Source organism: Zunongwangia sp. HGR-M22, from assembly GCF_027594425.1.
Classification (GTDB): domain Bacteria; phylum Bacteroidota; class Bacteroidia; order Flavobacteriales; family Flavobacteriaceae; genus Zunongwangia.
In genome coordinates, this window is sequence record NZ_CP115159.1 from 3425424 (window position 1) to 3438694 (window position 13271).

At 35.7% G+C, this 13271-nt stretch carries 12 protein-coding genes; 4 read left to right on the forward strand and 8 right to left on the reverse strand.

The window, feature by feature from the left end; translation table 11 throughout:
- Positions 1-8: 8 nt before the first annotated feature.
- Positions 9-1502 (reverse strand): glycerol kinase GlpK, encoded by a 1494-nt coding sequence (gene glpK, locus PBT91_RS14890; protein ID WP_270059251.1) that lies wholly within the window; start codon positions 1500-1502, stop codon positions 9-11.
- A 95-nt stretch (positions 1503-1597) separates the two neighbouring features.
- Entirely contained in the window at positions 1598-3172 is a 1575-nt protein-coding gene (locus PBT91_RS14895; RefSeq protein ID WP_270059252.1) for a glycerol-3-phosphate dehydrogenase/oxidase, read from the reverse strand.
- 237 nt (positions 3173-3409) lie between these two features.
- Here PBT91_RS14895 and PBT91_RS14900 point away from each other — a divergent pair, with 237 nt between their 5' ends.
- The 3 genes from PBT91_RS14900 (at position 3410) to PBT91_RS14910 (ending at position 8746) form a co-directional block, all read left to right on the forward strand.
- The gene (locus tag PBT91_RS14900; protein ID WP_270059253.1) at positions 3410-4162 is read left to right on the forward strand and encodes a DeoR/GlpR family DNA-binding transcription regulator; all 753 of its coding nucleotides are present in this window, start codon (positions 3410-3412) and stop codon (positions 4160-4162) included.
- 242 nt (positions 4163-4404) lie between these two features.
- Complete coding sequence (gene glgB, locus PBT91_RS14905; RefSeq protein ID WP_270059254.1) at positions 4405-6312, forward strand: 1,4-alpha-glucan branching protein GlgB; 1908 nt, start codon at positions 4405-4407, stop codon at positions 6310-6312.
- Between the two features lie 31 nt (positions 6313-6343).
- The gene (locus tag PBT91_RS14910) at positions 6344-8746 is read left to right on the forward strand and encodes a glycoside hydrolase family 31 protein (protein WP_270059255.1); all 2403 of its coding nucleotides are present in this window, start codon (positions 6344-6346) and stop codon (positions 8744-8746) included.
- A gap of 123 nt (positions 8747-8869) precedes the next feature.
- Here the strand turns inward: PBT91_RS14910 and PBT91_RS14915 are convergent, their stop codons facing one another.
- A complete protein-coding gene (locus tag PBT91_RS14915) occupies positions 8870-9226 on the reverse strand; it encodes a hypothetical protein (protein WP_270059256.1) in 357 nt (118 codons plus the stop codon).
- Between the two features lie 171 nt (positions 9227-9397).
- Between PBT91_RS14915 and PBT91_RS14920 the strand changes: the two genes are divergently transcribed.
- Positions 9398-10117, forward strand: coding sequence for an NUDIX hydrolase (locus PBT91_RS14920; protein WP_270059257.1), 720 nt, complete (start codon positions 9398-9400; stop codon positions 10115-10117).
- Positions 10118-10143: 26 nt separating this feature from the next.
- Here PBT91_RS14920 and PBT91_RS14925 read toward each other — a convergent pair whose 3' ends face one another.
- The 5 genes from PBT91_RS14925 to PBT91_RS14945 all read right to left on the reverse strand — a co-directional run bounded on the left by PBT91_RS14925 (position 10144) and on the right by PBT91_RS14945 (position 13195).
- On the reverse strand, positions 10144-10308 hold the full coding sequence (locus PBT91_RS14925; RefSeq protein WP_270059258.1) for a hypothetical protein: 165 nt from the start codon (positions 10306-10308) through the stop codon (positions 10144-10146).
- Positions 10309-10318: 10 nt separating this feature from the next.
- Positions 10319-10924: a DUF4403 family protein gene (locus PBT91_RS14930; protein ID WP_270059259.1), complete on the reverse strand. Its 606-nt coding sequence runs from the start codon at positions 10922-10924 to the stop codon at positions 10319-10321.
- A 90-nt stretch (positions 10925-11014) separates the two neighbouring features.
- Positions 11015-12064 (reverse strand): ACR3 family arsenite efflux transporter, encoded by a 1050-nt coding sequence (arsB, locus tag PBT91_RS14935; protein ID WP_443089629.1) that lies wholly within the window; start codon positions 12062-12064, stop codon positions 11015-11017.
- Positions 12065-12070: 6 nt separating this feature from the next.
- On the reverse strand, positions 12071-12691 hold the full coding sequence (locus tag PBT91_RS14940) for an arsenate-mycothiol transferase ArsC (protein ID WP_270059260.1): 621 nt from the start codon (positions 12689-12691) through the stop codon (positions 12071-12073).
- Positions 12692-12709: 18 nt separating this feature from the next.
- Positions 12710-13195: a DUF6428 family protein gene (locus tag PBT91_RS14945; RefSeq protein WP_270059261.1), complete on the reverse strand. Its 486-nt coding sequence runs from the start codon at positions 13193-13195 to the stop codon at positions 12710-12712.
- Positions 13196-13271: the final 76 nt, after the last annotated feature.

Sequence of the window (13271 nt, forward strand, 5' to 3'; positions counted from 1 at the left end):
ATTTTAATTTAAAGTTTTGTCCATTCTTGTAAAGCATTTACTGCTCTATACCATCCATCGATACCGTCTTTTACAGCATTCTGATCTTCGGTAGGATGAAATTCTTTATCAATCTTCCAAATTTCTTCAATTTCTTCCATGCTATCCCAATACCCAACAGCAAGACCTGCTAAATAAGCAGCACCTAAAGCAGTAGTTTCAGTTACTTCGGGACGTACTGTTTCCGTATTCAAAACATCGCTCTGAAATTGCATCAACATATCGTTTACCGATGCTCCTCCATCTACACGTAATTGCTTGATATCAATCCCGCTATCAGCTTGCATTGCTTTAAGAATATCCATGGTTTGGTAGGCTATCGCTTCCAGGGAAGCTCTTGCTATATGTGCATCTGTAGTTCCTCTGGTAATCCCGAACATTGTTCCTTTGGCTTTTTGGTTCCAGTGAGGTGCTCCTAATCCAGAGAATGCAGGAATAAAATATACCCCATCGGTAGTGTCTACAGAGCTTGCAAGCTTTTCTACATCTGCAGATTTCTTAATCACACCTAAACCATCTCTAAGCCACTGTACCACAGCCCCAGCAATAAAAATTGAACCTTCTAAACAGTACTCTGTTTTCCCATTAATTCTCCAGGCTACAGATGTAAGAAGATTATTTTCTGAAACGATTGGCTCTTCACCAATGTTCATTAACATGAAACATCCAGTCCCGTAGGTATTTTTCACCATTCCTTTTTTGGTACACATTTGTCCAAATAAAGCAGCCATCTGGTCTCCTGCAATTCCTGCGATTGGAATTTTAGATGCAAAAACGGTGGTTTTGGTATGCCCGTATATTTCGCTGGAATCTTTTACTTCTGGCAACATACTTTTAGGAATGTCGAAAATCTCTAAAAGTTCATCATCCCATTCCATCGTATTGATGTTGAAGAACAAGGTACGACAAGCATTAGTTACATCGGTTATATGCAATTCTCCTTTAGTGAAATTCCAGATTAACCAAGTATCTATAGTCCCCATAATAAGATCACCGGCCTCAGCTTTTTCTCTAGCTCCATCGACGTTATCAAGAATCCATTTTACTTTGGTACCCGAAAAATAAGAATCAATCACCAAGCCTGTTTTTTTCTTAATTATTTCAGCAGTGCCATCTTCCTTTAGTTCGTCGCAATAATCCGAAGTTCGCTTATCTTGCCAAACAATAGCATTATATACCGGATCACCGGTTTTTTTATCCCAAACTACAACGGTTTCGCGTTGATTTGTAATACCAATCCCAGCGATGTTGTTCCCGTTCATTCCGTGTTTAGTGGTAGCTTCAGCAGCTACACCTGCTTGCGTTGACCAAATTTCCCTGGCATCGTGTTCTACCCATCCTGGTTGAGGAAAATGCTGCGTAAATTCTTTTTGCGCAACAGAAACAATTTTGCCTTTCTTATCAAAAAGGATTGCGCGAGAACTTGTAGTTCCTTGATCCAATGCTAACATGTACTGATCCATAATCGCTTTATAATTTAGTAGAGTTGCATTTAGAAATGCAACCCTAAGCCCTCAATATAAACTGAAGGCTGTTTGGTTAATAAATTGGTTAAATTTTATATGGTATAATGATCTGCTATTTCTTTAAAATCTGAAATTTGCTTGTTAATCCACTGCTCATCCTTACCTGTCTCCTTTGCCAATAATTTTGCCACTTCAGGAGCACATTCTATAGCCGCTTTAGCATCCATAAATAACATTCGCACTCTTCTTGCTAAAACATCATCTATTGTTCTTGCCAATTCATGGCGCGCTGCCCAAACAACTTCGGCCTTTAGAAAATCCAATCTTGGATGAAGTTTTTCACCTAAAGTAGGATCTTCATTAACTAGGTTATGAACTTGTGGCTGATCACTTCCGTAGATATAAAGATGATTAGTTAAATCTGGATTTTCTTTAGCTCCATGAATTTTTAGATCCATAGTCTTACATTCTTTCTTCGGAAGTTTCCCTAATGATATCGCTTTATCTACAGTATCCTGCGCCATTCGCCTAAAGGTGGTCCATTTCCCTCCGGTAATGGTAATTAAACCGGTTTCTGAAACTAAAATTTTATGACTTCTGGAAATCTCTTTTGAACTTTCTGAACCATCTTTTGGTGCAGCAAGAGGTCTTAAACCAGCATAAATACTTCGAATATCATCCCGGGTAACTTTTTTCTCTAGGTAATTATTGAAAGTTTTCAATATAAATTCTACTTCCTTATCTAAAGCCTGAGGTTCTAAACAATGCTCTTCTAAAGGAGTATCGGTTGTTCCTACAATAACCTTATCATGCCATGGCACCGCAAATAATACACGGCCATCATCTGTTTTAGGGATCATAATGGCATCTTCTCCTGGTAAGAAAGACTTGTCGAATACCAAATGAACTCCCTGACTTGGTTTTACCATATTACGGGCATTTGGATTAGCCATTTTTAAGATATCGTCTGTAAAAACGCCCGTCGCATTAATTACCGTATCACCTAAAAATTGATGATCTTCGCCAGTCTCCATATCTTTTGCCGCAACTCCTTTAATTACTTTATCTTCAATAATCAGATTATTTACTTTAAAATAATTAAGAATCGATGCTCCATGCTCTACACAAGTTTGCGCGACGTTTATAGCTAAACGCGAATCATCAAACTGACCATCTTGGTAAACAACCCCACCTCTTAATTTATCCTGCCGTATAGTATTTACACGTTTTAGGGTCTCCTCTTTCTTTATATGCTTAGATTTACCTAAACTCAATTTACCTGCAAGAAAATCGTAAGCCTTTAAGCCAATAGTGTAATACATACCTTCGTACCACCTATAATTAGGGATTACAAAACTTTGATTTTTCACTAAATGAGGAGCATTTTTACTTAATAGACCGCGCTCATATAAAGCTTCTTTAACAAGATCAATATTCCCTTGTGCCAAATATCGCACACCACCGTGAACTAATTTTGTACTACGGCTAGAAGTACCTTTTGCAAAATCTACCTGCTCTAGCAGCAATGTTTTATATCCTCTAGTAACACTATCTAATGCTACACCAAGGCCTGTTGCCCCTCCACCTATTACAATCACATCCCATTTCTCTACATCTTTGACCGAATCGACAAGTGTATTTCTAGAATATATATTTTTAGCTGCCATAATTATGTAACTTCTAATTTTTAGCTAATTTAAAAAAAATGATTTAAAACGAAATATTTCGAAACAAAAAAATTAGTTAAAGAAAGCAAACGAAAGTGTTAATGATTATCTTTTCAGTCTATATTCTCGTAAAACTTAAGTTAATTAACTTTAACTTTCATTTTATTTCGTTTATTATTAAATAGTACAGAAAATCGATTTTTATATATTTGCTAGGCTTTATTTATTTTGAATATCATGAAGAGACACCAGTTAATTCTTGAAAAATTACAGCAAGAACAGCACATTGAAGTTTCAGAACTTTGCGAAGAACTGGGTGTATCTGCCGTGACTATACGAAAAGATCTTAAACTGCTTGAAGATAAAGGCCTTTTGCACCGCACCCACGGCGGTGCTTCTTTAGAAAATCCATACATCAATGATCGCCCGGTAAATGAGAAAGAAAAAATTTCTGTCTCTCAAAAAGATGATATTGCTAAAAAAGCTGCAAGCTTAATTAAAGATAACGATTCAATTATGATTGCCTCTGGCACAACTGTGCAGCAACTGGCAAAATCTATTACTAATAAAGGGGCATTAAACGTGATTACATCATCTTTAAATGTGGCTTTAGAATTGTTGAATCATCAAAACATTCAGGTAATTCAACTTGGTGGAAATTTGAGGCATAGTTCATCTTCAGTGACCGGCCATTATGCTGAACATATTCTAGATCACATTTCGTGTAACCAACTATTTCTTGGGGTTGATGGTATAGATTTAGAATATGGATGCACTACCACAAGCTTAGAAGAAGCATTATTAAATCAAAAAATGATTGAAGCATCGCAACGCACCATAATCCTGGCAGATTCATCTAAATTCGGCAAAAAAAGTTTTGGGAGAATTTGCAGTTTAGAGCAGGTAGATCATATTATTACAGATAAAGGTATTTCTACTAGTCTTTCAAAAAAAATAAAAGATCTTGGTATTAAGCTAAGCATCGTTTAAAATCTATTAACTCACTTATTTCCTTAATTACCAAAACCTCACACTTAAGCTTCTTTTTAATTCTCTTTTTGACTTTTCTAATTTTAACTAAACGCTAATATTAATTTAAAAAGTTCAGGATATAGAATTAAAACAGTAATTTAATGCCACGAATGTATAGAGATCTTCTTAAGAAATATGAAGATTTTTCATTTAGATGGCTAACTACCTTCTACAACACTAACCAATTATTTTAAGCTTTTATGAAGCAGGATGTACAGCTATATTCTTTATTTACAGATTTTGACATTTCATTATTTAAGGCAGGAAAACATTATCGAATTTATGAAAAACTTGGATCACATATTTTAGAAATTAATGGTGTTAGAGGAACCTATTTTGCGGTGTGGGCACCTACGGCTAAAAGCGTTTCTGTAGTTGGAGATTTTAATTATTGGACAGAGAACGAACATCCTCTATTTGTGCGCTGGGACAGTAGCGGTATTTGGGAAGGATTTATACCAGGAGTTGGGAAAGGCTGTAAATACAAATATAAAATCAATAGTTCAATTGGCAATATTGTAACTGAGAAAGCAGATCCTTATGCCCGTAAAAGTGAACATCCACCGGCTACCGCATCGATAGTTTGGGAGGATGAGTATTCCTGGAAAGATAAAAAATGGCTTAACACCCGTTCAAAAAAAAATGCGCTAGATCAACCAATTTCGGTTTATGAAATTCATCTTGCAAGCTGGAAACGTAAATACGAGGAAAACCGCTCGTTGAGTTATGTAGAAATGGCCGATGAGTTGGTTAATTATGTTAATGATCTAGGTTATACACATGTAGAATTTATGCCGGTTATGGAGTATCCTTACGATCCTTCGTGGGGATATCAGGTAACAGGATATTATGCTCCCACTTCAAGATTTGGCAATCCAGACGAGTTTAAACTTTTAGTAGATGCTTTCCACCGAAAAAATATCGCCGTGATCATGGATTGGGTGCCATCTCATTTTCCTGAAGATAAACATGGTTTAGGTAGATTTGATGGATCACACCTTTACGAACATCCAGATTATAAAAAAGGATATCACCCCGATTGGAAAAGTCTTATATTCAATTATGGACGTAACGAAGTGCGATCTTTCTTAATTAGTAATGCTATTTTTTGGATCGAGCAATATCATATTGACGGTTTAAGAGTTGATGCCGTCGCTTCTATGCTTTATTTGGATTATTCTCGTGAAGAAGGCGGATGGGATGCTAATATTTTTGGTGGAAATGAGAATCTGGAGGCCATATCATTTCTAAAAGATTTGAATATGGAAATCTACCAGAGTTTTGATGGCGTACAAACTATTGCTGAAGAATCCACAGCGTATCCAGGTGTTTCTAAACCTATTTACCTTGGCGGTTTAGGTTTTGGTATGAAATGGATGATGGGCTGGATGCACGACACCTTAGAGTATTTCAAAAAAGATAGTATTTACCGCCAACATCATCAGAACGACATTAGTTTTAGTTTAACCTATGCGTTTACAGAAAATTTCACCCTTCCTTTAAGCCACGATGAAGTGGTTTATGGTAAAAAGTCACTACTTGGTAGAATGCCGGGTGATGAGTGGCAGTGTTTTGCAAACCTCAGGTTAATGCATGCCTACATGTATTCACATCCGGGAAATAAATTATTATTTATGGGTGGTGAAATTGCGCAGTATGGTGAATGGAATTACAATAGCAGTTTAGACTGGAATTTATTGGATTATCCTTTTCATAAAGGAATTCATAGTCTAATAAAAGACCTCAACAAAACCTACAAAAAATACCCTGCACTTTACGAAAAGCAATTTTCCCCTGAGGGTTTTGAATGGATCTCTTACGATGATAATCAAAACTCAATTTTATCCTATTTAAGAAAAGGAAAAGAAGAAAAAGACGATCTAGTGATTGTCTGCAATTTCACACCAAATGTTTTAAATAACTATCGCATAGGTGTTCCCAGATCGGGAAAATTAAAAGAAATTCTAAATACAGACGATTCAAAATACGAAGGTTCTGGTGTAAAAAATAAAATTATAAAAATTGATAATCAGGCATTTCATGGGAGAGATTATTCTGCAGCTTTAACAATACCACCGTTAGCTTCGGTATTTTTTAGTTTCAATTAGCCATCTCAAAATGTTACTTAATAATTAGAATATGATTACAAATACAGAATTAGAAAAGAAAGGAAACCTTTTCCCCTCAAAATTGGTTTCTTATGAGCAAAACGGAGATTCTATTTTGTTTCTTTCAGAAAACGGTGTACATCTTATAGTAACTGTACTACGAGATAGCATGCTAAGATTTAGGTATGCAACCCATGGAGTGTTTGAAAATGATTTCTCGTACGCCATAGATAACGATCATTCTCACGGATATTCAGTATTAGAAATTATCGAAGATGAAACCGCTATTTGGATCGTTACCGAACAGATTAAATGTAGAATTAACAGAAGCGACCTAAAAACGGCCATGTTCGATATCGAAGATGAATTGATTCTTCAGGATGAACTTGGATTTCATTGGGAAGAAAGTTTCGAGTTCGGCGGTAATTATGTGAAAATGAGCAAAAGCACAGTAGAAGGAGAAAATTTTTACGGCCTGGGCGACAAACCAACACACTTCAACCTAAAAGGAAAAAGAATAAGCAACTGGAATACCGATCAATATGCTTTTGGGAGAGATTTACCAGAATTATATAAATCCATTCCATTTTATATAGGTCTTCATCATGCTAAATCCTACGGTATATTTTTCGATAATACTTTTAAAACGCACTTTGATTTTTGCCATGAGCGACGCCACGTTACAAGTTTTTGGGCAGATGGTGGGGAGATGAACTACTACTTTATTTACGGCCCTAAGATTGCTGAAGTTGTTACCAAATACACTAATCTTACCGGGAGACCAGAATTACCACCAATGTGGGCTTTAGGATATCACCAAAGCAAATGGAGTTATTATCCAGAAGCAAAAGTAAAAGAATTGGCAGCTAGTTTTAGAGAAAATAAATTCCCTTGTGATGCGCTTTATCTAGACATCGATTATATGGATGGCTTTAGATGCTTCACCTGGAATAAAGACTATTTCCCAGAGCCTAAACGAATGGTTGAAGAATTAGAAGAAGACGGCTTTAAAACAGTAGCAATCATAGACCCTGGTATAAAAATAGACAATACTTACGAAATTTTTACCGATGGACTAGAAAAAGATTACTTCTGTAAACGGGCAGACGGTCCTTATATGCGTGGGAAAGTCTGGCCAGGAAATTGTGTTTTTCCAGATTTCACAAATCCAGAAGTTAGAGAATGGTGGGCAGATCATTACAAAACTTTAATTGCCGAAATAGGTGTGAAAGGTGTTTGGAACGACATGAACGAGCCAGCGGTTATGGAAGTACCCGGAAAAACTTTCCCTTTAGATGTTCGTCACGATTACGACGGAAACAGATGTAGCCACCGTAAAGCACACAATATTTATGGGATGCAAATGGCCAGAGCTACCTATGAAGGAGTTAAAAAATATATTTTCCCTAAAAGACCTTTCACAATAACACGCGCCAGCTACTCGGGTGGGCAACGTTACAGTTCCACCTGGACGGGAGATAACGTAGCCACCTGGGAACATTTGTGGTTGGGAAATGTTCAGATTCAACGCCTTGGAATGAGTGGATTTAGTTTTGCGGGTACCGATATTGGTGGGTTTGCAGATCAGCCAACAGGAGAGTTATTTACAAGATGGATTCAGCTTGGTGTTTTTCATCCATTTTGCCGCGTGCACTCTTCGGGAGATCATGGAGAACAGGAACCTTGGTATTTTGGCGAAGAGGTATTGAATATAACCCGTAAATTCGTAGAATTACGATACCAGTTACTTCCCTATTTATATACTGCTTTTTACCAATATTGTGAAGATAATATCCCAATACTTAAGCCATTAGTTTATTTTGACCAAGAAGATATACAAACACATTACCGCTCTGATGAATTTATCTTCGGAAATCATTTTCTAGTGTGCCCAATACAAGAACCAAATGTACAGGGAAGAAGAATGTATATTCCCAGAGGACGTTGGTATAACTTCTGGAACGATGCTGTAATAGAAGGTGGAAAAGAACTTTGGGTAGACGCTCCTTTAGATAGCATGCCAATATTTGTAAGAGAAGGTGCCATTATCCCCAAATATCCTGTTCAACAATATGTAGATGAAATACAAATTGAAGAACTTCGCTTAGACGTTTATTACAAAGAGGGAAAACAAAATTCTATTTATTACGAAGATGATCATGATGGTTACGACTATAAGATGGGTCTTTTTAATCTTAGAACTTTTAAACTTACCGGAAAAGAAAAAGAGATCATTATTCAGCAACACGTTGCCGGCACTTACAAATCGAGTTTAAAAACCATGAAAATCTGTTTACATGGCTTACCATTCGACATCAAATCGGCGAGTGTAAATAATGAAGATGTTACATTAGAAAGTATAGGTTACAATAAAGCAGAAAATTTTATTGTTTTAAACGAAAACTTTACAGATTTACGCCTGGTAAGCGAATAGAAAAAAGAATATTTTTTACTGAATCAAAAAAAGAAAACGGATTGGCTTGACCTAGTCCCCACCAATCCGTTTTTCTTAACCAAATTAAACTCACTTTGTTCAGGGCAAAAAAGTGTCTCTTCGCTACTCCTCTACTAAGAAATGATATTGCAAATCGTAGGGCGACTGGCTCATTAACTCTATAAAGAAGGTTTGCTTATTTTTAAATCTATTTTCAGCAAATTGTTCTATTGATCGAGTACATATTGAGATTGCTTCATGTTCAGAAACTTCAAATTTTTTACGCGTTTTAGGATCTATAAAAGCTTTTATTATTTTATGATTATACGCTAATTCTGGTTTCGTTTCTGGATTTTTAGCTCTCGCATATGTTCCTTGCATATTTTCAGCTTCACAGCAGTTTACAAACTGTTTATTTCTGTATAGCTCGATGTTCACATCGATCATTTCTCCGTTTGTATTTTCAACTGCTATATTCATAATTCCTCTTATCTACACCCTAAAATTAGACTGAAAAAGAAGAATAGATAGAACTCTTCGATGTACTACTTTTCTTCTATCGATGAATGGTAGACATAAAAAGTTGGTAGGAATTAATCGAAACTATCATTTCCGTTGAAATTGTTATTTTTACGCTCTAATTTTCACAAGATGTCTAAAGGCTTTATTGCAGAAGGAGAAAAATATATACAAGAAGAGAGTTTTATTGAAGCAGTGACTATCGACTGTGTGGTATTTGGCTTCAATGAAGGTAAGATGGAAGTTCTTCTGGTAAAGCATGCCGAAGGAATTAGTAAAGATAAATGGGGTTTACCAGGCGGATGGATTACCGAGAAAGAATCTATAGACCATTCTGCTAAACGTGTTCTTAGAGATCTAACCGGCTTAGACAACATCTTCTTGGAACAACTACAGGCTTTTGGAGAGCCTAACCGGTTTCCCACCAGCCGTGTGATCACTATCGGATATTACGCATTAGTAAAAAGCGAAGATTACGAGATTGCTGCTGGTTTCACCGCATCAGAAGCGAAATGGTTTTTGGTTGAAGAAATTCCAGATCTTATTTATGATCATAGAATAATTTTTGAGGCAGCACTTGAAAAACTTAGAAACCGCGTACGCCAGGCTCCTATAGGTTTCAATCTATTACCAGAAAAATTTACTTTACTCCAGCTAATGCAGCTTTATGAAGAAATTTTGGATGTAAAAATGGATAAACCTAACTTCCGTAGAAAATTTTTAAAGATGAAACTCTTGGTGGATATTGGTGAAAAACAAAAAGATGTTTCCCATCGCGCAGCCAAGCTTTATAGTTTTGATGAAGAAGTATATCAAAAATTAACGAAGAAGGGCTTTACGTTTGAGTTTTAACCAAACACTGCAATTCTATTTCTTATCTAATTATTCAGAAATTCTTCATTTTCTAAAATGCCAGATTGCAGAGAATCTTTTTTATACAAAGCTTTTACCAGCTCTTCCACATCAGGATAATTTTCAACGATGTTTTGAGTATTCAAGGAAAAAAATATTAAAGAAAACGGAAGTATTACTAATCGCTTCATTAGTGGCTGGCTAATCTGGAATTTTAGTAACTTCCATAGCGGCCTCGCCGGTAAGACTTAAATAAATATAAAGCTCCTGTGGCGCAAATTCGAAATGAGAAATATTAAGCTGATCTAACTGAGCATCTACCAGCAAACCTTCAGCAGGACGATTATTTTCCTGAAGCTTAGCATTGATCTTTTTTAATTCTTGCTGTAATTTCTCTGAGAGATTTTGTTTTGATTTTTGCAGTATTTTCTTCTGAACAAATTTATTCAGAATAATCTGTACAATTTTATTCGTCAATTTGTTATCGTTCTCTCCTACAGCCTCGTAATCTGCTAATGAAAATTGATTGGTTACAGGATCAAAATCAAACTTAAGATGAATTTTGAGCTCTAATTCTTTATTTTTAAACAGAAATGTTTTGGCTTTTAATCGCAAACCAAGGGTAATATCATAATCTACCTCAGGATTTTTTTCTAACCACACGAATTTAACATCGGCATATTCGCTAATCCCGTTGCCCTCCTCGTCTTCTTCTTGCATTTTCTCCTCGATAACCTTTTCCAAAACGGCATAAGGCAACTTAACTGGAATATTCAGTATTAATCCTTTTTGGTAATCTTCGTTCATAATTTACGTGCTTTCTTTTAAAGGTAAAAAAGAAACAATATCCTAAATCTAATATTAGGTTAAAATTGACGCAAATCTAACGAATCTGTCTTAAGACTGAATTGCAGGTTTATCATATAGTTTTTCTCGAAGCCAGAACGAAATGCGTACTAAAAGAATAAGCGCAGGGACTTCGATTAAAGGCCCAACAATCCCAACAAAAGCCTGACCTGAATTTAATCCAAACACCGCAATAGCTACAGCTATAGCGAGTTCGAAGTTGTTTCCTGCTGCGGTAAAAGAAACAGCAGCATTTTCATCATATTTCGCTCCTGCCCAATGGCTGGCAATAAATCCTATTAAGAACATTAAAGCAAAGTATATCATTAGCGGTATTGCGATAATTACTACGTCTTTAGGAATTTCTACAATTAATTTTCCTTTTAAGCTAAACATCACCACAATAGTAAAAAGCAAAGCAATTAAGGTGATTTTGGATATTTTAGGAATAAATTTTTCTGAATACCATTTTTCACTTTTCAACTTCACTAAAACTAAGCGACTAGAAATTCCCATTAAAAACGGAATTCCCAAATAGATCGCAACACTTTCTGCAATCGTAGCTACAGAAATTTCAACAATGCTTCCTTCATAACCAAAATAAGACGGAAGCTTAGTTACAAACAACCAGGCATAAAACGAATAGGCAAAAACCTGAAAAATACTGTTTAGAGCTACTAATCCTGCACCGTATTCTTTACTTCCAGCAGCAAGGTCGTTCCAAACCAGAACCATCGCGATACAACGCGCCAAACCAATTAAAATTAAACCGGTCATATATTCGGGATGATCTCCTAAAAACAAAAGCGCAAGCGAAAACATTAAAATCGGTCCAACGATCCAATTTAAAATTATCGAAATACTTAAAATCTTCACATTTCTAAACACCTTAGGCAACATTTTGTAATCGACTTTCGCCAAAGGTGGATACATCATCAAGATTAATCCAACCGCGATTAGAATATTGGTAGAACCAGAACTATATGAATTAATAAGCTTAGGCACCGCCGGAATATAATAACCAAGACAAACACCAACCGCCATAGCTATAAAAATCCACAGGGTAAGATAACTATCCAAAAAGCTTAATTTCTTTTTCATTATTTCTTAGTCTGAAAGTTCTTTTGCTTTGGTAAAAACATAAAGAAGATCATTAGCGATTTCCCTGGATTTTTCGAGATATTTTTCAAACTCTTCTGGCGTACCGTCGCTTATTTTTGGATCTTCAAAGGTAAAAGGTATTCGTACCTCGGCGCCCGGCACAAAAGGACAGGCTTCATTGGCCTGAGAACAGGTCATTACCGCTGCAAAGTTTTTCTTAGGATTAAATGCATGATTATAAACTTTCGAAAAGCTGAGAATTGGTGAGGCATCTTCGGAAAATTTTAAAAAATAAAGCGCACTTTTTTCTTCGGAAAGATGTCCTACTGAAAAACCAACATGTTCAAAAGTCTTTAAAACAGAAGGATAAACTGCGGTAGCTTCTGTTCCTCCTGAATAAGAGTTCACATTTTTAAATGATAGATAATCAGCAATGGTCTGCGCCCAAATTTGAGAAAAATGACTTCTTCTTGAATTATGAGTACAAATAAAATTCAGGTTTACTGTTTCTTTATTTTTAATTTTTTCAGCAATAAACCTTATAAAAACTTCCAGCGCGCTTTTACGCTCTTCACTAATTACAGTGATATCTAGAGAAGTTATAAATTGTTGAACAGAATTATACATTTTTAAAACTATTTTTAATTAGCAACAACCCGACCCCGGTTCACATGAATTGGTTTCAACTGGGGGTAGATTTTTTAAACTTTTTTTCCGTTTTTCAGAAGATTCGGCTGGAATCCCGCATTGATCTTGAGCTAAACAGGTAGTAAATTTATTAACCAATAAAAATCGTTCACCATTAAACTCAAGATCGTATTTACCTATAGTGCTTTCCTGATATTCTACCTCTATTTCTGAATTTCCATCAAGCTTTAGTATTTTTTCTGAAAGTTCTATGATCGAAATTAATTTTTCTGGATGCAAGCGGTGGTCGTAATCATTAGCTTCCCATAATTGAAAACTAGCTTTGTTTTCTTCTCTAAATGTACCGCCGCAGTCTATAAATTTCTTTTCTACACTACCAATTTCGGTTACATGAAAATGCGATGGTACTAAACTGCCATCCGGCAGTTCAAATTCGATAGTTTCCTTTTCTTTTAAAATCTGCTTTATTTCCGCTAATTTCATAAGTCAAAATTTTAATTATCGTAATATTACGATGAATATTAATTGCAATATTACGATAATTAAATCAAGTAATAAA

Coding starts and splice junctions, on each gene's coding strand:
- PBT91_RS14895 (WP_270059252.1), bottom strand. CDS start 3,172: ATGGCAGCTAAAAATATATATTCTAGAAATACACTTGTCGATTCGGTC.
- PBT91_RS14940 (WP_270059260.1), bottom strand. CDS start 12,691: ATGTATAATTCTGTTCAACAATTTATAACTTCTCTAGATATCACTGTA.
- PBT91_RS14930 (WP_270059259.1), bottom strand. CDS start 10,924: ATGAACGAAGATTACCAAAAAGGATTAATACTGAATATTCCAGTTAAG.
- glpK (WP_270059251.1), bottom strand. CDS start 1,502: ATGGATCAGTACATGTTAGCATTGGATCAAGGAACTACAAGTTCTCGC.
- arsB (WP_443089629.1), bottom strand. CDS start 12,064: ATGAAAAAGAAATTAAGCTTTTTGGATAGTTATCTTACCCTGTGGATT.
- PBT91_RS14925 (WP_270059258.1), bottom strand. CDS start 10,308: ATGAAGCGATTAGTAATACTTCCGTTTTCTTTAATATTTTTTTCCTTG.
- PBT91_RS14920 (WP_270059257.1), top strand. CDS start 9,398: ATGTCTAAAGGCTTTATTGCAGAAGGAGAAAAATATATACAAGAAGAG.
- PBT91_RS14900 (WP_270059253.1), top strand. CDS start 3,410: ATGAAGAGACACCAGTTAATTCTTGAAAAATTACAGCAAGAACAGCAC.
- PBT91_RS14915 (WP_270059256.1), bottom strand. CDS start 9,226: ATGAATATAGCAGTTGAAAATACAAACGGAGAAATGATCGATGTGAAC.
- PBT91_RS14945 (WP_270059261.1), bottom strand. CDS start 13,195: ATGAAATTAGCGGAAATAAAGCAGATTTTAAAAGAAAAGGAAACTATC.
- glgB (WP_270059254.1), top strand. CDS start 4,405: ATGAAGCAGGATGTACAGCTATATTCTTTATTTACAGATTTTGACATT.
- PBT91_RS14910 (WP_270059255.1), top strand. CDS start 6,344: ATGATTACAAATACAGAATTAGAAAAGAAAGGAAACCTTTTCCCCTCA.